The organism is Amycolatopsis sp. NPDC051903 (assembly GCF_044452505.1).
Classification (GTDB): domain Bacteria; phylum Actinomycetota; class Actinomycetes; order Mycobacteriales; family Pseudonocardiaceae; genus Amycolatopsis.
Genome location: NZ_JBITBT010000009.1, coordinates 79,298 through 96,547, shown reverse-complemented (window position 1 = coordinate 96,547; position 17,250 = coordinate 79,298). Strand labels below are relative to the sequence as shown.

Annotated in this window: 18 protein-coding genes and 1 pseudogene; 7 read left to right on the top strand and 12 right to left on the bottom strand. The window is 73.3% G+C overall.

Going from position 1 to position 17,250, the window contains the following annotated elements:
* Positions 1 to 9 precede the first annotated feature (9 nt).
* The 3 genes from hisB to hisD are packed head-to-tail and all read right to left on the bottom strand — an operon-like array spanning position 10 to position 3,040.
* Entirely contained in the window at positions 10 to 609 is a 600-nt protein-coding gene (hisB, locus tag ACIA77_RS21515) for an imidazoleglycerol-phosphate dehydratase HisB (protein ID WP_395887687.1), read from the bottom strand.
* The gene (locus tag ACIA77_RS21510) at positions 606 to 1,718 is read right to left on the bottom strand and encodes a histidinol-phosphate transaminase (protein WP_395887686.1); all 1,113 of its coding nucleotides are present in this window, start codon (positions 1,716 to 1,718) and stop codon (positions 606 to 608) included. The genes hisB and ACIA77_RS21510 overlap by 4 nt, the downstream gene beginning before the upstream one ends.
* Entirely contained in the window at positions 1,715 to 3,040 is a 1,326-nt protein-coding gene (hisD, locus tag ACIA77_RS21505) for a histidinol dehydrogenase (protein ID WP_395887685.1), read from the bottom strand. Before hisD ends, ACIA77_RS21510 begins: the two co-directional genes overlap by 4 nt.
* A gap of 84 nt (positions 3,041 to 3,124) precedes the next feature.
* Between hisD and ACIA77_RS21500 the strand changes: the two genes are divergently transcribed.
* The 4 genes from ACIA77_RS21500 (at position 3,125) to ACIA77_RS21485 (ending at position 6,008) form a co-directional block, all read left to right on the top strand.
* Positions 3,125 to 3,919: a carbon-nitrogen hydrolase family protein gene (locus tag ACIA77_RS21500; RefSeq protein WP_395887831.1), complete on the top strand. Its 795-nt coding sequence runs from the start codon at positions 3,125 to 3,127 to the stop codon at positions 3,917 to 3,919.
* A 159-nt stretch (positions 3,920 to 4,078) separates the two neighbouring features.
* The gene (locus ACIA77_RS21495) at positions 4,079 to 4,348 is read left to right on the top strand and encodes a hypothetical protein (RefSeq protein WP_395887684.1); all 270 of its coding nucleotides are present in this window, start codon (positions 4,079 to 4,081) and stop codon (positions 4,346 to 4,348) included.
* The gene (locus ACIA77_RS21490) at positions 4,345 to 4,917 is read left to right on the top strand and encodes an RNA polymerase sigma factor (RefSeq protein WP_395887683.1); all 573 of its coding nucleotides are present in this window, start codon (positions 4,345 to 4,347) and stop codon (positions 4,915 to 4,917) included. Before ACIA77_RS21495 ends, ACIA77_RS21490 begins: the two co-directional genes overlap by 4 nt.
* Complete coding sequence (locus ACIA77_RS21485; RefSeq protein ID WP_395887682.1) at positions 4,914 to 6,008, top strand: hypothetical protein; 1,095 nt, start codon at positions 4,914 to 4,916, stop codon at positions 6,006 to 6,008. Before ACIA77_RS21490 ends, ACIA77_RS21485 begins: the two co-directional genes overlap by 4 nt.
* A 21-nt stretch (positions 6,009 to 6,029) precedes the next feature.
* Here the strand turns inward: ACIA77_RS21485 and ACIA77_RS21480 are convergent, their stop codons facing one another.
* From ACIA77_RS21480 to eccB, 3 genes are read right to left on the bottom strand one after another with little or no spacing between them, the layout of a single operon-like run.
* A complete protein-coding gene (locus ACIA77_RS21480; RefSeq protein ID WP_395887681.1) occupies positions 6,030 to 6,668 on the bottom strand; it encodes a response regulator in 639 nt (212 codons plus the stop codon).
* Between the two features lies 1 nt (position 6,669).
* Positions 6,670 to 7,341, bottom strand: coding sequence for a response regulator (locus tag ACIA77_RS21475; protein WP_395887680.1), 672 nt, complete (start codon positions 7,339 to 7,341; stop codon positions 6,670 to 6,672).
* Positions 7,342 to 7,355: 14 nt separating this feature from the next.
* The gene (eccB, locus tag ACIA77_RS21470; RefSeq protein WP_395887679.1) at positions 7,356 to 8,777 is read right to left on the bottom strand and encodes a type VII secretion protein EccB; all 1,422 of its coding nucleotides are present in this window, start codon (positions 8,775 to 8,777) and stop codon (positions 7,356 to 7,358) included.
* Between the two features lie 160 nt (positions 8,778 to 8,937).
* Here eccB and ACIA77_RS21465 point away from each other — a divergent pair, with 160 nt between their 5' ends.
* The 3 genes and pseudogenes from ACIA77_RS21465 (at position 8,938) to ACIA77_RS21455 (ending at position 11,686) form a co-directional block, all read left to right on the top strand.
* Entirely contained in the window at positions 8,938 to 10,023 is a 1,086-nt protein-coding gene (locus ACIA77_RS21465) for a type VII secretion protein EccE (RefSeq protein WP_395887678.1), read from the top strand.
* Positions 10,024 to 10,187: 164 nt separating this feature from the next.
* Positions 10,188 to 10,889: a GNAT family N-acetyltransferase gene (locus ACIA77_RS21460; RefSeq protein WP_395887677.1), complete on the top strand. Its 702-nt coding sequence runs from the start codon at positions 10,188 to 10,190 to the stop codon at positions 10,887 to 10,889.
* Positions 10,877 to 11,686 (top strand): annotated as a pseudogene (locus ACIA77_RS21455) (class I SAM-dependent methyltransferase). Before ACIA77_RS21460 ends, ACIA77_RS21455 begins: the two are co-directional and overlap by 13 nt.
* On the opposite strand, the gene eccD reads toward ACIA77_RS21455, so the two are convergent.
* Genes eccD through ACIA77_RS21425 form a run of 6 tightly spaced genes read right to left on the bottom strand, consistent with a single transcriptional unit; the run spans position 11,683 to position 17,173 of the window.
* The gene (gene eccD, locus ACIA77_RS21450) at positions 11,683 to 13,065 is read right to left on the bottom strand and encodes a type VII secretion integral membrane protein EccD (RefSeq protein ID WP_395887676.1); all 1,383 of its coding nucleotides are present in this window, start codon (positions 13,063 to 13,065) and stop codon (positions 11,683 to 11,685) included. The pseudogene ACIA77_RS21455 and the gene eccD overlap by 4 nt on opposite strands.
* Positions 13,062 to 13,385, bottom strand: coding sequence for a YbaB/EbfC family nucleoid-associated protein (locus tag ACIA77_RS21445; RefSeq protein ID WP_395887675.1), 324 nt, complete (start codon positions 13,383 to 13,385; stop codon positions 13,062 to 13,064). The genes eccD and ACIA77_RS21445 overlap by 4 nt, the downstream gene beginning before the upstream one ends.
* Positions 13,382 to 13,888, bottom strand: a complete 507-nt coding sequence (locus ACIA77_RS21440; protein WP_395887674.1) for a hypothetical protein — start codon at positions 13,886 to 13,888, stop codon at positions 13,382 to 13,384. The genes ACIA77_RS21445 and ACIA77_RS21440 overlap by 4 nt, the downstream gene beginning before the upstream one ends.
* A complete protein-coding gene (locus tag ACIA77_RS21435; protein ID WP_395887673.1) occupies positions 13,885 to 15,237 on the bottom strand; it encodes a WXG100 family type VII secretion target in 1,353 nt (450 codons plus the stop codon). The genes ACIA77_RS21440 and ACIA77_RS21435 overlap by 4 nt, the downstream gene beginning before the upstream one ends.
* 3 nt (positions 15,238 to 15,240) lie before the next feature.
* Positions 15,241 to 16,371: a hypothetical protein gene (locus tag ACIA77_RS21430; protein ID WP_395887672.1), complete on the bottom strand. Its 1,131-nt coding sequence runs from the start codon at positions 16,369 to 16,371 to the stop codon at positions 15,241 to 15,243.
* 28 nt (positions 16,372 to 16,399) lie between these two features.
* A complete protein-coding gene (locus ACIA77_RS21425) occupies positions 16,400 to 17,173 on the bottom strand; it encodes a WXG100 family type VII secretion target (RefSeq protein WP_395887671.1) in 774 nt (257 codons plus the stop codon).
* Positions 17,174 to 17,250: the final 77 nt, after the last annotated feature.

Here is a 17,250-nt window from a genome sequence, read left to right as displayed (position 1 = left end):
GCCCGGCGGCTAGAGCACGCCCTTCGTCGACGGGATGCCGCCCGCCCGCGGGTCGGGCTCGGTCGCGGCGCGGAGGGCGCGCGCGACGGCCTTGTATTCCGCCTCGGCGATGTGGTGGGGGTCACGGCCGTGGATCACGCGGACGTGCAGCGCGATCTGCGCGTGGAACGACAGGGAGTCGAACACGTGGCGCGTCAGGACGAACGGGTAGTTGCTGCCGATCGTGAAGGTGTTGAACTGCTCAGGCTCGCCGACGTGGACGCAGTACGGACGGCCCGAAACGTCGATGGCGGCGTGGGCGAGCGTCTCGTCCATGGGGATCCAGGCGTCGCCGAAGCGGCGGATGCCGCTCTTGTCGCCGAGGGCCTGGCGCAGCGCCTGGCCCAGGACGATGGCGGTGTCCTCGACGGTGTGGTGGGCGTCGATGTGGATGTCGCCCGTGGCTTCGACCTTGAGGTCCAGCGAGCCGTGCACGCCGAACGCCGTGAGCATGTGGTCGTAGAACGGGACGCCCGTGGAGATGTCGACCTGGCCCGTGCCGTCGAGGTCCAGCTGGACCAGGATCGACGACTCCTTGGTCGTGCGCTCCACCTTGCCGATGCGAGTCATCGCGGTACTTCCTTACTGGCCTCGAGGAAGGCGTCGTTCTCTTCCGGGGTGCCGATGGTCACGCGCAGGTGGCCTTCGATGCCGACGTCGCGGATCAGGACGCCGTTGTCCAGATAGGACTGCCAGGTGGCCTTCGCGTCGGCGAACCGTCCGAAGAGGACGAAGTTCGCGTCGCTCGGCACGGGCGTGAAACCCAGCCCCAGCAGGGCTTCCACGACGCGGTCGCGTTCGGCGGCGAGCTTCTGCACGGTGCCGAGCGTCGCGTCGGCGTGGCGCAGCGCGGCGCGCGCGGCGGCCTGGGTGAGCTTGGACAGGTGGTACGGCAGCCGCACGAGCTGCAGCGCGTCGACGATCGCCGGGGCGGCCGCGAGGTACCCGAGCCGGCCGCCCGCGAAGGCGAACGCCTTGCTCATCGTGCGCGACACGATCAGCTTCGCCGGGTACTCCTCGATCAGCCCGACCGCGCTGGGCTGCGACGAGAACTCCGCGTACGCCTCGTCCACCACGACGATGCCCGGCGCGGCGTCGAGGATCCCGCGCAGCTGGTCGAACGGGATCGATCCGCCGGTCGGGTTGTTCGGGCTGGTCACGAACACGACATCGGGGCGCCGCTCGGCCACCAGCTCGGCGGCGCGCGCGGTGTCGAGCGTGAAGTCGGGCCGGCGCGGCACCGGCACCCAGTCCGTGCGCGTGCCGGAGGAGATGATCGGGTGCATCGAGTACGACGGCTCGAAGCCGAGCGCGCTGCGCCCCGGCCCGCCGAACGCCTGCAGGATCTGCTGCAGGATCTCGTTGGACCCGTTGGCCGCCCACACGTTCGCCTCGGACAGCACGACCCGCGTCGACACCGTGAGGTAGTCGGCGAGGTCCGTGCGCAGCGCGACGGCGTCGCGGTCCGGGTAGCGGTGCAGCGAAGCGGCTTCGGTGCGCACGGCTTCCGCCACGTCAGCCACGAGCTCGGGCGGCGGCGGGTACGGGTTCTCGTTGGTGTTGAGCCGCACGGGCACGTCGAGCTGCGGCGCGCCGTAGGGGCTCTTGCCGCGCAGATCCTCGCGCAGCGGCAGGGCGTCGAGCGTCACCTCGGCGCCCGGCACGGCCTGGTCGGTCATCGGGTCTCCCCCGCGAATCGGGCGGTCACGGCTTCGCCGTGGGCGGGCAGGTCCTCGGCGTCGGCCAGCGCGACGACGCGGCCGGCGACCTCGCGCAGCGCGTCCTGGCTGTAGTCGACGACGTGCACGCCCTTGAGGAAGCTTTGCACCGACAGGCCCGACGAGTGCCGGGCGAAGCCGCCGGTGGGCAGCACGTGGTTGGAGCCGGCGCAGTAGTCGCCGAGCGAGACCGGCGCGTACGCCCCGACGAACACCGCCCCGGCGTTGCGCACGCGCGCTGCGACCTCCCGGGCGTTGGCCGTCTGGATCTCGAGGTGCTCGGCGGCGTAGGCGTCCACGACCCGGAGTCCATCGTCCACAGTGGACACCAGGATGACGCCCGACTGCGTTCCGCTCAGCGCCTGCGTCACGCGCTCCGAGTGCTTCGTCGCGGCGACGCGCCCGGTGAGCTCCTTCTCGACGGCGTCGGCGAGCTCCTCGGACGTGGTCACGAGCACGCTGGCCGCGAGCGGGTCGTGTTCGGCCTGGCTGATGAGGTCGGCCGCCACGTGGACCGGGTCGGCCGTCTCGTCGGCGAGGATCGCGATCTCCGTGGGCCCGGCCTCGGAGTCGATGCCGATCACGCCGCGGACCAGGCGCTTCGCGGCGGTGAGGTAGATGTTGCCCGGCCCGGTGACGATGTCCACGGGCGTGAGCTCGGCGCCATCGGTGTCCGTGCCGCCGTACGCGAGCAGCGCCACGGCCTGCGCCCCGCCGACGGCCCACACCTCGTCGACACCCAGCAGCGCGGCGGCCGCGAGGATCGTCGGGTGCGGCAGGCCGCCGAACGCCACCTGCGGCGGCGAGCAGACCACCAGCGAGCGGACGCCCGCGAGCTGCGCCGGCACCACGTTCATGACCACAGTCGACGGGTACACCGCCAGCCCGCCCGGCGCGTACAGCCCGACGCGGTCCACCGGCACCCAGCGCTCCGTGACCGTGCCACCGGGGACCACCTGCGTGGTCACGTCCTGGCGGCGCTGGTCGGCGTGCACCTTGCGGGCGCGCGCGATCGACTCCTCGAGCGCGGCGCGGACCTGCGGGTCGAGGGCGTCGAGGGCCTTCGTCAGCTCCGCCGCGGGCACGCGCACGGACTGCGGGCGGACCTTGTCGAACTGCTCGGTGTACTCGAGCACCGCGGCCACCCCGCGGTCGCGAACCGCCTCGACCACCGGCCGAACGTGATGCAGGGCCGCGTCCACGTCGTATTCGGCGCGCGGCAGCGCGGCTCGCAGTTCGGCGACGGTCGGGACCTGCCCACGCAGGTCGGTGCGGTTCAGCATGGTCACCAGGGTACGAGGTGGCTCCGCACGCCCCGGCAGGGATACTCGGTGATGACCTGCTGTCCCACGATGAGGGAGGACGCCGTGCCGCGGATCGCGTTGTGCCAGCTCAACTCGGGCGACGATGCGGAGGAGAACCTGAAACTCGTTCGCGCCGGCGTCGAAGCCGCGGCCGCGGACGGGGCCCGCATCGTGGTCTTCCCCGAGGCGACGATGGCGCGGTTCGGGCGGCCGCTCGCGCCGGTCGCGCAGCCCCTGGACGGCCCGTGGGCCTCGGCGGTGTCGGCGATCGCGGACGAGCACGGGGTGCTGGTGGTGGCGGGCATGTTCACACCGGCCGACGACGGCCGGGTGCGGAACACGTTGCTGATCACCGGCCTCGGGGTGTCGACGGGGTACGACAAGATCCACCTGTACGACGCGTTCGGGTTCGCGGAGTCGGACACGGTGGCGCCGGGGGACCGTCCGGTGACCTTCGAAGTCGAGGGGACCGTGTTCGGGGTGGCGACGTGTTACGACGTGCGGTTCCCGGAGCTGTTCCGGCGGCTGGCGGATGACGGGGCGGACGTGGTGCTGATGCCGACGTCGTGGGGGGCTGGTGAGGGGAAGCTGGACCAGTGGCGGGTGCTGGTGCGGGCGCGGGCGTTGGATTCCGGGTGCTGGGTTGTGGGGTGCGGGCAGGCTGATCCGGCGGCTACCGGTGTGCAGGTGAATCCGAAGGCGCCGACGGGGATCGGGCATTCGGTGGTGGCTGATGGGTTCGGGCACGTGCTGGTGGAGCTGGGGGCGGCGCCGGAGATGGTTGTGGTGGAGGTGGATCCGGCGGTTTCGGGGAAGGCTCGAGTGGCGACGGGGGCGTTGGCCAACCGGCGGTTGTGAGCACCCGGCCGTCCCCCGGGGTCAGCGGCACCCGGAACCGCCGGTCGTCCGGACCGCGTTGAGGAATCACCGATTACCCGATCGAGCGCATCCGTTTTTCCCGTCTCGAACGATCTAGTGGGTACGACGGTTCTCCTACGGCAAAAGGTGGTGGTCGCTGTGCTCGAGGCGGTGAGTCCCGGGGCGGTGGCGGCAGTGGTCTCGGGGCTGCTCGGCCTGGCAACGATCGGTGTGCGCGTCTGGGGCCGGGTCGCCCTCGCCCGGCACCAGCGACGGGCGATGACCGCGGCGGTCGAGTCCTCCGTGGCCGGGGCGGCGGTGCGAGCGGGGCAGTGGACGCGTGAGAACGGGTGGTTCGTCGACGTGGCGCCCGCTCAGGCGACGGCGGTTCGGCTCGACCGTCGCAACGGGGGTCTTCGGGAGCGGTGACACCTGGGGGAAGCGGTGACGCCGAAGACGATCATCCGGAAGATCTGCAGAAGCGGTTGCGCCGCTTCTACCACCAGCACCACGGGGTGGTGCTCAAGTTCGTGGGCCGCCGGGTGGCGCCGGTCGACGCGGAGGACGTGTGCCAGGAGGTCTGGCTGGTGTTCTTCGCCAAATACTCCCGAGCCGCGGTGACGGACGAGCACGCGGCCAACGTGCTGTTCCCGATCGCGCGCATCAAGATCGCCGATTACCGGCGGCGCCGCGGCCGGCTACGGGAGAACGCCGTGCGCGACGAAAGCCTGACGCTGCTGGCGGAATCACTGCGGTCGAGCCCCGAGGTCGCGGTGAACACCACGGTCAGGATGGATCTCGAGCGCGCGCTGGCGGTTCTCCCGGCCCGGCAGCGCGAGGCACTGCACCTGCACTACGTCGACGACCTCAAGATCGACCAGACCGCGACGCTCATGGGCATCGCCGCCACCACGGTGAAGTCGCTCCGCACGAGAGGGCTGGAGGCGCTGCGCACGATGACCGTTCTCGAGGCATACCGGCGGGAGGACCGCGGATGAACCGACACGACGAGCCGGCTGCTGGGTCCGAAGCGACCGAACCCGACCTCGACGAGGGTTTCGACGCGGTCATGGCGCACCTGGACCGCCTGGCCCCGCATGACGTCGCGGGGCTGTCGCTGCAGGCGGACGCGGCCGAACTCGGCCACGAGGCGTACGCACTCGGGCTCGACCTGCGGGCGCGCGGCAACCTCGACCGGGCCGCCTACTGGCTGCAGACGGCGGATCGCCACCACGTCACGGGCGCGCGCCGGGCGTTGGAAGAACTCGAGAAGGACCGGGACGACCCGGCGGCCGATGCCGGCACGGCGCCGACGCGAGCGGCGGTGGGTGGTGTCGCGCTCCCGGCGTCGCACTCGACCCTCGCCCACGGCGTGCCCGCCTCCGCACCTGGGACGATCTTCGTCCTCGGCCAGAGCGGTGGCCTCTCCAGCGGTCCTGGCGAGGGGCGGCAGATCGTGTTCGGCCGCGGGCACGCCGCGGTCCACCTCGTGCTCGGCGAAGACGATCCGCGCGTCAGCCGGCGCCAAGGGACGTTGACGTACGAAGACGGCCGGTGGCAGCTCCGGAACACCGGGCGACTGCCGATCCGGATCTCACACCACCCGCTCAACCCCGGTGACGGGCCGTTCCCGCTGGCGGACGGTTACACCCAGGTGCTGATCCGCACCGGCGAGCGGCAGCACCTGCTCGAGATCCACATCGCGGGCCGCGAGCGCGAGCACCCGCTGGCCCGGGACGAAGTCACCCGGCCGCCGTTGACCTGGCCTCTGAGCGACGAAGAACGTCTCGTGCTGACCGCGCTCGGGCGGCAGTACCTGGAGCAGCACCCCGCGGCCCGGCCGCTGTCGTGGCGCGAGGTGACCGAGGTCCTGGCCGAACTGCAACCGGCGGCCGGCTGGACGGCGAAGCGCGTCGAACACCGGGTCGCGCAGGTCCGGACGAGGCTGTCCCGGTCCGGAATCGCCGGGCTCACCGGAGAAGAGGTCGGAGAGCCCGTCGGGGCGCAGCTGAACCACAACCTGCTCGAAGAGCTGCTGCGGTCGAACTCGCTCGTCCCCAGGGACCTCGCGTTGATCAACGCCGCCTGATCGGGGTGGGCGGCGACTTCGTCAGCGGAGCAGGCCCTCGCGGATGGCGACCCGGACGAAGCCCGCGCGGCGGCGTTCGCCGGTTTTGTCGCGGATGCGGTCCAGGTAGGAGCGGACGGTGCGGACGCTGATGTTGAGGATTTCGGCGACGTCCACGTCGCGTTCGCCGGCGGCGACGAGGCGCAGGACCTGCTTTTCGCGTTCCGACAGGATGATCTTGGGGCCCGCGTGGCGGTCGTCGGTGTCCTGGATGATCATGCCGGCCAGGGTGGGTGAGACGTAGGCGTTGTCCTGGGCGATGGTGCGGATGGCGCGTAGCAGCTCGTCGCCGTCGACGTCCTTGGAGAGGAAGCCCTTGGCGCCCGCTTGCATGGCGCCGAGGACTTCCGGTTGTTCGGCGTGGGCGGAGACCACGAGGACCTTGTGGCCCAGGTGGCCCACCTCCAGGACGGCGGCCGCGTCCTGGACGCCGCGGAGCTTGAGGTCGAGGACGACGACGCTGCCCGGGGGCTGGTCCTGCACGGCGAAGCGGGCGACGGAGTCGGCGACGGCGCCGAGTTCGATGTCGGGGGCTTCGGTGAGCACGCGGGCGACGGCGTCGCGGTAGAGCGGGTGGTCTTCGATCACCCCGACGTGGATCGGGCCCCCGGCCGTGGTCATGTCAGGACCCGCCCACGAGGCCCCGGCGGATGGCCTCCTTGACCAGCCCCGGGCGGCGGCGTTCGCCCGTTTTGTCGCGGATGCGGTCGAGGTAACCGCGCACCGTGCGGACGCCGATGTCGAGGATGCGGGCGATGTCGATGTCCCGCTCGCCGGCCGCGACCAGGCGCAGCACCTGCTCCTCGCGCGGCGAGAGCTCCATCTCCGGCCGCGCGACCGGCCGCTCGGTGTTGTCCTTGATGATCATCCCGGCGACCACCGCCGACACGTACGAACCACCCTCGGCGACGGCGCGGATCGCGATCAGCAGCTCGTCGACGTCGACGTCCTTGGACAGGAAACCCTTGGCCCCGGCCGAGATCGCGGCCAGCACCTGCTCCGATTCGGCCTGCGCGGAGACCACGAGCACGTGGTGACCGAGCTCGCAGACCTCCAGCACCGCGGCCGCGCCCGCGACGCCCGGCAGCCCCAGGTCGAGCAGCACCACCGAACCCGGCGCCTGCCGTTCGACGTGGAAGCGGGCCACGGAATCCACCACCGCGCCCAGTTCGACGTCCGCCGCCTCGGCGAGCACGCGCTCCACCGACCGGCGGTACAGCGGGTGGTCCTCGATCACCGCCACCCGGATCCGCGCGGACTCCGTCTCCCCCGCGCTGGGCCGTTCCTCTGTCATGTGCACCGACTCGCTCACCCCGTTCCACCCGACGGTGCCGGCTGCCCGGCCGTGGCCGGATCGAGCGCCGGACCCGTCGGCACCAGTGCCAGAAGACCGCTCGGAAGCGCTTGCCCGGCCACGGAACCGTAACCGAGCGAAGCGAGCGCCGGGGCGGTCGCGACCGGATATTTTCGCCCCGCGTCCGTGACCAGGTAGGTCGTACCGGAACCGCTGTCGGACACCAGAGCACCGCCCGAAGGCGGCACGTACACCTCGTCGGCCACGCGCGCGTCGCGGTGGCTGGTGACCGGTAGCGCGCGCCCGCCCGGCGGCACCGGCACCGCGGCGGAGACGAGCACTTCGCCGCCCTGCGCGCACAGCGTCACCGACGAGCCGGTGACCGGCGCCTTGCCCGGGATGCGGTCCGGGTACGCGGCGGGATCGGCGCCGCCGGAACGCGACGGCGTCACCTTGCGCACCGAAGCGACGTCGGCCGCGCGTACGCGCACCGGCGCGGGGTTGCCGTCGTACGCGGCGTCGTTGGCGGGCGTGGTGACGAGCAGGCTCGCCTCGGTCTGGCCCACGGGCTCGAGGCCGTCGGGGTGCACGAGGTAGTAGGACGTGGCGTCGCCGGGGCTCGCCATCGCGTCGACCACGGCCAGCACCTCGCCGACGCGCGTGTCCGCCGGGCCGACGCGCGGCCCGGGCCCGCCCGCACCGGGCACCGGGATCTCGCCGAGATCGCGACCGGCGGGCACCGTGTCGATCCAGCGCGACGACACGGCGATCGTCGGGTAGCTGTCGAACTGCAGCGCGGCCGCGGCCTCGTCGCCGAGCCGGTAGCGGCGGCCGTCGGTGAGGAGGTAGCGCTCCCCGCTGGGCAGCCGGACGATCACGCCCGAGCCGCGCGGCAGCCGCGTCCCCGCGGCGGGCGCGCCGAGCAGCACGGCCACGAGCGGTTCGGCCGACGCGGGCGCGTCCTGCGTCGTACGGCTGCAGCTCGTCCACGGCGCCGCCACGAGCGCGCCGGCGGCGGGCAGCGAATCGGGGGCGCCGGAGATGCCGATTTCCGTGCCACGCGGAGCCTTGCCCAGGTCTTCGGACGAGACGGAGACCGTCGCGTCGCCGTTGCCGCCCGCGAGCAGCCGCGCCGACGCGTAGTTGAGCACCGGGTGCACCGCGCCGTCGGCGCCGAGCACGAACCGCGCGCCCGTGCCCTCCTCGACGATCACGTGCCCGCCGGCGAGCCAATCCTTGCCACCCGAGGGGTTCAGCAGGCCGATCACCCCGAACACGGCGGTCACCAGCAGCGCGGCGGCCAAGCCGAGCACCGTGCCGAGCACGAGCCTTCGGCTGGGCGAAACGGGGTGGTTGGCGTCGGCGGCGACGAGCGCGGACACGAGCCTGCGGCGGAGGAACTGGTACGCCTGGATCTGGTCCCGCTGCGTCCACACGTGTTCCGGCTCCCTGCGGCTCGTGCCTGTTCCGCGCGGGATGTTAAGAGCGCGCGCTCCGGGACGGCGAGGGTAATTTTTACGCCCACGCGCCGGTGTGTGGAGCGCTAGCGTCGCCGGTACCGGGCCCAGGGGTGGCCGCCCGGGGAAGGGGACGCCCGTGTCCGTGTCAGCACCGCCCGCTCCGGCGGTCGTGGCCGCACCGGCGCCTTCGGGCACGGCAGCGCTGGCCTGGTTGCTGCCGATCCGCGCGGCGCAGGCCGCGCTGTGGGAGCTCGCGGCGATCGCGGTGCTGCTGGTGTTCGGCGTCGGCGGGGTTTCGCAGCCGGTGCGGATCGCCGTCGCGGTCGTCGCGGGCCTGCTGGTGCTGACCACTTCGGTGCGCTTGGGCGGACGGCACTTCGCCGCGTGGGCGGGCGCGTGGCTCGCCTTCCGGTTGCGGCGCCACGACAGCCGCCGCGACAGTCCCGACCCGCTGCACCGCGTCGCCGGGCCCGTGCGGGTGCGCCAGCACGTGGACCGCGCGGGCAACCGCTTCGGCGTCGCCGAACTCGACGGCGACTGGAGCGCCATCGTCCGGCTCACCCCCGGTGCGAGCCAACCGCCCGCCGAGGCGCTGCTCGACATCCTGCGCACGGCCTTCCGCGGCACGGACATCCCGCTCGCCGCCGTGCAGCTGCTCACGTGGGCCGTGCCCCGCGGCTCGCAGGTGTACCGGGTGCGCTGGCTCGCGGTCCGCTACCGCCCCGAAGACGCGCCGATCGCCGCCCTCGCTCGGGGCGGCGGCGAGCTGGGTGCGTTGCGCAGCACCGCGAGCGCCGCGCTGAGCTTGATGGTCGCGCTCGCCGAGGCGGGCTACGCGTCGACGGTCCTCGAAGCCGGTGAACTGACGACGGAACTGCGCGTGGCCTTGGGCGTGCCGGCTTCGGCCCCCGCGCCCGCCGAGCCCGACGGCGACGGCTGGCGCGGCTGGTCGTGGGGCGGCGTCACCCAGGCCTGCTACCGGCCCCGGTCGACGCGCGGCCTGGCCCGCACGCTGCTGTTGTCCGTACCGGACGCCTCGTTCACCGCCACGTCGGCCACCCTGCGCCGCACCCCCGGCGGCCGGGAGCGCATCGACGTCACCGTCCGCGTCGGCGCCCGCCCGGGCACCGAACCGCCCGCGCCGCAAGGAGTTTCGGCCGTCCCACTGCACGGCGGCCACGAAGCGGCGGTGCGGCGGACGTTGCCACTGGCGCTGACCTGATCCTTGCCGGTGGCGGCGTCGGGCGAGCGCTGCCGCACCTCCGGCGAGCGGTCCGGAGCCCGGCGCTGCGAACGCCGGCCACAAGCCACCAGCCCGATTGGCCCTCCGGCAGCGACGTGAATCGGCCCTTCTGGAGGCGTTCCCGGCGGCTTAGGGTCGACGGCATGACCCTCGACCTCGCCGTTGCCAATGCCGCCGCGTTTTGGAGTGCCCTCGCGGAGAGCCGGGGGCACGAGGTCACCACGCGGCCGGGATTCGTGTGCGTGCACGGCAGCGAGCGCAGCGGAATGCGGATCGTGCTGCGGACCGGCGCGCCGAGCGCGGAAGACGTCGCCGAGCTGACCGAGTTGGCGAAAAACGCCGCGACCGTGGTGGTGGAGGACGCGTACGGGTGCGTCGACCTCGAGCCGCTCGGGTTGAGGGCGCGGCAGTTGCCCGTGATGACGCGCAGGGGGCCCGGCTTCACTGCCGGCGGCGTTGTGCGAGCCGACACGCCGGTGCTGCTCGCGGCGGTGGAAAACGTGGTCGTGCACGGGTTCCCGCTCGGGCGCCACCAGCCCTACGTCCGCGGCGAGGTGTTCCCGCCCGGTCTGCTGGAGCGCGACGACGTCTCCGCGCGGCTGCTCCTGCGCGACGGCGAACCGGCCGGCGCGTGCCTCGTCGTGCGCGGTGGCGGGGCCGTGGGGGTGTACTGGGTGACGACGCTGCCGGCGTTCCGCTCGCGCGGGATCGGCCGGGCCCTGATGCACGCCTTGCTGTCCGAAGTAGACGGTGAACTGGTCACGCTCACCGCCTCGAAACCGGGCAGACCGCTGTACGACTCCCTGGGGTTCACCACCGTCGCCATAGCCACGTGGTGGGCGTGACGGCCGACAGCGCGTTCTGGATCGCCGCCGTGCGAGCTCGCGAGTCCGAGCGCGCCGACCGGCTCTTCGCCGACCCCTTCGCCCGTGAGCTGGCCGGCGAACGCGGGGTGTCGATGATGACGGCGTCGGAGCGGGCGAGCGGCGGCGAGAATCCCGTCATCCCGGTGCGCGTGCGCTGGTTCGACGACCTGGCCACGACCGCGACGGCCGGCGGCGTGCGCCAGGTCGTGCTGCTCGGCGCCGGTCTGGACACGCGCCCGCACCGGCTCGACCTCCCGGCCGGCACCGACTGGTACGAAGTGGACCGTGCGGAAGTCTTCGCCGCCTAGGAACCCGTCCTCGCCTCGGCCGCGCCGCGGTGCCGCCGCCACCCGGTCGTCGCCGACCTCGCCACCGACTGGGCCACGCCCTTGCGCGACACCGGGTTCACGCCGGGCGCACCGACGCTCTGGCTCGCCGAAGGCCTGTTCTTCTCCCTGGCCGGGGAGCAGATCGGCACGCTGCTGACGACGGCGGCGCGGTTGTCCGGACCGGCGAACCGCTTCGGCGCCGACGTCACCGGCACCGCCGGGCTGGACTCGCCCGCGCTGCAGCCGTATCGCCGGTGGTGCGCCGACCACGCCCACCCGCCGCCGTTCGGGTCGGACGAGCCCGGCGAGCTGCTGCGCGCCGGTGGCTGGGAGCCGGAGCGGATCACCGCGCCAGGCGCGCCGGACGCGAACCACGGCCGCCTCCACCCGCGGCCCGGCGGGCTGGTCCCGGGCCGCACCCACTTCGTGACGGGCCGGCTCGGCTAACCGCGCACCGCTTCGTACACGCCCGCGATCATCGCCACGAACGGGACGAGCGCGAGCAGCACCAGGAACTCCGAGACGTCCAGCAGCCGCGACCAGTACGGCGACCGCACCCCGCGCGCCACGCGCGTCGCGTAGCTCAGCGAAACGACCGCGGCGACGAGCGACGCGCCCCCGGCGGCCAGCAGCACCACGCGGTTGTCCTCGGCGAGCAGCCACGCGCCCGCCGTGAGCAGGGTCGCCACGCCGAAGCCGACGAGCACGAGCCGCTGCGCGCGGCCCGCGTACGAGCGCGAGCGCTGCACCCACGCGAGGCCCACGAGCGCCACCAGCCCGGCCTCCCACGGCCCGCCCGAAGCGGCGAGCGCGACAGCCGACGCCAGCACCACGAGCCCGAGCGCCACGAGCAGTCCGGTCAGCAACGCCTGCGCGTACGTGGTCCGCCCGAGGACGTCTTCGCCGAGCGAGGGCTGTTCGTCGGCGCGGAAGGATTCCATGTCGTCCGGCACGCGGGGCAGCGGCAGCCGCGCCAGGCGCAGCGCCAGCATCGGTGCCACAGCAGCCAGAGCCGTCGCCAGCACGGCCGCCACGGCGGCCGCGGCCACGGGCTTCACCCCGCTCAGCAACACCACGCCCGTGGTGATCGCGCCGAGCCCGGCCGCACCCGTCACGGCGACGAAATACGGCAGCCGGTCCGCGACCGACACCGCGGCCAGCACGCCGTACACCGTCACCGCCGCCAGCCCCGCGGCGAGCGGACCGGCCGAGGCCGAGAACACCGCGTGCGGCGGCAGGATCGACATCCCGGCCAGCAGCGCGACGAACACCCCCGCCAGCGCCCCCGCCGCGCCGGTGCCCGAATCCCCGTACGCCCGGCTCAGCGCCCCACCGGCGAGCAGCAGCACGACGGCCAGCAGCCCGGTCGCGACGGGCGCGAGCACACTGCCCGCGGTCGACGCCTGGACGAGCAGGCCACCCGCCGCCAGCAGCACCACGGCGGCGCCGATCCCCGCCCGCCGCGCGATTCGCGGGCCCCACGCCGTCGAAGCGGCGTCCCCGACGCTCGCGATCGAGTCCACGACGTCGTCGAACAGCAACGGACCACGCGGCCGCTCGCGCGGGGTCAAGTGCAGCACCTCGCCGTCGCGCACCTGCGCGGCCGCGACGGTGAGCCCGAGCGCGAGCGGCGCCCCGCCGAGCCGCGACAGGACCCAGCCCGGATGCTCGGCCGCCGCCTGGCCCGACGCGCCGGCGAGCCGCACGAGCTGCGGCACCAGCTCGGCGAACGTGCTCTGCTGCGGCAGCGCGACGTCCACCCGGGCGCGCGGCGTCACGATCGTCACGCGCCGGGTCGAGCCGGCGAGCCCGGCCGGCGCGCTCACCGCCCGGACCTGGACGCCTCGATCACCGGGGCGAACTTCGCGCTGCTCGCCTCGGCCAGCTTCCGCAGCCCGGCGTTCACGGCCTCGAGCACGATCTCCGACAGGTTCCGCGCGTCGTACTCGCGGATCGCGCGTGGGTCGATGTCGATCGAGGTGAACCGGCCGTCGCCGCGCAACGACACCGTCACCTCGTTCTGCCGCGAGGCCGCCTTGACCTCCATGGCCTCGACCGAGCGCTGGATGCGCTGCACCTCCTCGGTCTGGCGGCGGACCTGCGCCAGCAGCTCGTCCATGTCCGGCACGGCGTACGGGTCGGTCACTGCGGTTCTCCTTCTCCTGCGGGGTGGTTCCGGCGCACGTGCACGCTGGCGGCGAACCGCCGGAAATCGGGGACGAGGCGCTGCGCCGCCTCGGGTTCGGCCGTGAAGACGAGCTCCAGCACCACGCGGTCGACCGGGCCGTCCGGGCCCGGCACGGTGAGGAACACCTGCGTCTGCACCAGATCGGCGCCCTCGCCCGTGCGCATCCGCAGCACCTGCGTGAGCCCGGGCGCCGCCGCGTTGCCGACTTCGTGGCGGCTGACGACGTCGAGCAGCGCCATCGTGCGGCCGAGCCGTTCCGCGGCCTCGTCCGCGATCTCGGGCAGCGTCGCGGGGTCGGGGCGCTGCCGCACCCCGAGCGTGATGTTGGGCGTGAACCCGGGTTCGCGGTGCACGGCGACGAACGCGACACCCGGTGCGCCCGCTCCCGCGGGATCGACCGGTGTCCACCCGTCCGGGACAGCGAAACCCAGCGGGAGCGAGACGGTTTCCCCGGCGCTCACCAGGACCCCACGGAGTGCACGGCGTCGGCCCACGTCTGCCCGACGTAGTCGGCGGCCTGGCCCGCGGCGCTGCTGACGGCGTCGGCGGCCGCGCCGCCGTACTCGCTGATGGTGTGGCCCAGCTTCGGCAGGTCGACGTCGATCTTCGCCCCCACGCCCGCGCCGAGCCCGAGCGCGACGCCGGCCTTGAAGGTGACTTTGAGGTGTCCCGCGTCGTACACCGCCTGGCCGTCGAGCTGCGCGCCGAGGCCGTACTGCAGCGAACCGTTCGCGCCGACCCCCACGCCGGCGACGTCGGCCGAGACCTCCCCTTCGACTTTGCCGCCGACGAACGCGTTGCCGTGCAGGCCCAGCCCGTGCTCGCCCAGCTGCGCGGAACCGCTGACCTCACCACCGGCGAAGACCGTGCCCTTCGCCTCGGCCCCGGCGACGCCGTACTCCAGCTTCCGGTCGACGTCCTCGTGCAGCGCGGCGAGCTCGGCGTGACCGGAGGCCTTGGCGTCCCAGCCTTCGGAGGTGATCTTCGCGTCGTATTCCGGGGAGAAGCCGTCCTGCTCGTGCTGCCACTTGGCGTAGGTGATCTCGGTGTTGCGGAAAGCCTTGTCCTTCACCGATTCCGGCTCGGGCTGACCGAACGGGGTGTCGGTCTTCTTCGGCGCCCGCGTGCCCTGCAGGCCGTTCCAGGTCAGCTTCTGCCAGCCGGAGTTGCCGAACCACGACGGCACCGTGCGCGGACGCTTGCGGCCGTCGAGCGGTTCCCCGTTGAGCCAGTGCAGCGCGCCGCCGCCCCACTTGCCGAGCTCGTGTTCGAGCCGGCCCACACCTTCCGGCGGGAAAAGCTGTTCCAGGGCCTCGGACAGCTCGTCGGCGACCTGCTTGGCCATGGCGACGGCCTGTTCGCCGAGCTGCCGCGCGGCTGAGATGAAGGCGCCGACGGCGTTGGGGTCGGCCGCCCGGGCCTGGCTCGTGAGCTGGGCACCGTACTGGTCGTACTGCGCGAGCAGCGAATCGAGCGCTGTGCGGGCCCACTGCAGCAGTTGCGCTGCCGACGTGAGGCGCCGCGCCAGGTCGCCGAGCTTCGTGGCGTGGCCGGTCAGCTCGTCCGCGACCTTCCGCGCGGCTTCGGCGTACGCCACGTAGGCGGCGCCGTCCCAGCCGGCGTGGAGTTCCTGGGCCGCCTGGGCGATTTCGGTCGCCTTGCCGGTGACCGCCGACGCCTGCGTGCTACACCGCTGTGCGGCGGACGTCAGCGCCGCCGGGTCACCCGTGACCCGGCGCTGGTACTCCACCAGGACCTGCCGGTAGGACGACAGGACCGAGCTGACGACCCCGGAGGCGTCGACGGCCATCGCCTAAGCGCCCTTCGCGTCGATGTCGACGTGCTGCTGGAAGTGGCTGCCGTTGTAGGTGAGGTCCAGGTCGAGGTCGAGGTCGAGGTCCTGGCCCGCGGGCGCCTCGACCGTCGACTGGCCCGTGGCCAGGTCGGTGTGGATCACGACTTCGCCGGCACCGGCGGGGGCGAGCGGAGTGACCGAACCACCGGCGGGGGCGGTGGTGACGGGGGCGGTGCCGGCGGGCGCCGTCGTCGCCGGGTCCACGGCCATCCAGCTGTTCGCCGGGTCGAGCGGTGTGCCGTTCGCGGTGACCGGCGTGGTCGGTGTGGCCGGCGAGGTCGGTGTCGTCGGCGTCGTCGGCGTCGTCCCGGTGGCGCCCGCGAGCGCGGGCGGGGTGTAGTTCGTGAACGACGGCTGTCCCGACGGAGTCGTCGCGCCGCCACCGACGCCACCGCCGGGACAGCCCGCTGTCGCCTGCTGCCCGGCCGCGCTCGCGACCGGCGGCGGCGCCTGCGGCGCGGTGACCGGCGTGCTCGACACGGCCGAGTTGCCCGCCGCGCCGGCGGTGGCGGCCGAACCGGCGTCGCCACCGGTGAAGAGCTTCTCGATCTCGCCGATGATCTGCGCGACCTGCGTGATCTGGTTGGCCAGGTCACCCGCGCCGAGCGCCTTGAGCAACGCGCCGATCGCGGTGATGAACGCCTTGAGCGAAGCACTCGTGGCCGTCGACAGCGCGACGGCCGCGCCGTACGTCCACCAGTTCGACATGAGCGACGCGACGGTCGGGTTCACGGCCGCGACCACCGAGCGGTAGGCCTCCTGAGCGGTCTTGACCAGCGTGCCCGACACCCCGAGCAGCTGCGCGCCCTTCTCGATCACGCCGATGATCTTCGTGAGCTGGTCGAGCGAATCGGAGATCTTCTTCAGCGCCGACTCCGACGCCGCACCGGACCACACCTTGCCGAGCTGGTCGGCCGCCTTGCTCAGCTCCTGGTAGAGCGACGCGAACTCGGTGGCCTTGTGCAGCAGGTCGAGCACGTGCTTGGCGATCTGCTCGGGCTGCCCGGTGACGATCTGCGGCAGCACGGTGATCGGGCCGCCCGAGGACGCGGTGGCGTCCATCGCGCTGGAGTTCGGGAAAGTCAGCATCGGACCTCACTTGGTCGGGAGTCGGGGGTCAGACGGACGCGGGCCGGTACACGCTGACCTTGGCCAGGCCGCCGAGGCCGGGGGCGACGAGCCCGTGGTTGTAGAGGACGCCGCCGTCGCCGGCCACGCCGATCACCGGGCCGCTGTCGGAGAACAGCAGTGGCTCGACCACCACGACGTCACCGGCGTGCACGCCGCCGGGCACGTCGGAGAAGGTGCGCGCGGTGCCGGCGTAGACCTCGATCAGACCGACCCGGGCCTGGTTGCCGGCGTCGCCGGCGAGCCAGTCGTTGAAGTCGGCGACGCCGTGGAAGCGGGCGCCGGTGACCGGGTGCTCGCCGAGCCGGCCGAGGCCCGCGTCGCCGAGGTAGCGCAGCACGGTGCCGACGGAACCCGGATCACCGGGCGCGCCGGCGCTGTCGTTGCTCGCGATGGTGGCGAGTTCGGCGGCGTGCGGGGTGCCCCAGATCGACGTCGACGGGGCGCTCGTCGTGGCCGAGCCGCCGTAACCGCTCGCGACCGCCTCGTCGCCGGCTTGGTAGGCGTCGGCGCTGGTCTTGACCAGGCCGTTGATCTGCTGCAGCAGCTGCAGCAGCGTGCGCACCGCCGAGACCTGGCCGGAGTGCAGCGCCGCGTTGGCCGCCGCGACCACGCTGCCGAGGCCGGCGAACGACGTGGGCTGCACCACGAGCCGTTCGAGGTCGGCGACCGCGTTGATCCCGTGGGCGACGATGCCGCCGACGTTGCCGACGATCGAGCGCATGGCCTCGGGCTCGGCCCGGTACTCGCCCGCGGTGACCATGGCTCTCCCTCCCGGGAACGTCGTGCCGCCTCCCCCGGATGAGGGGGGCTCGGGAGAGCGTAGGTTCGCGCGCGGCG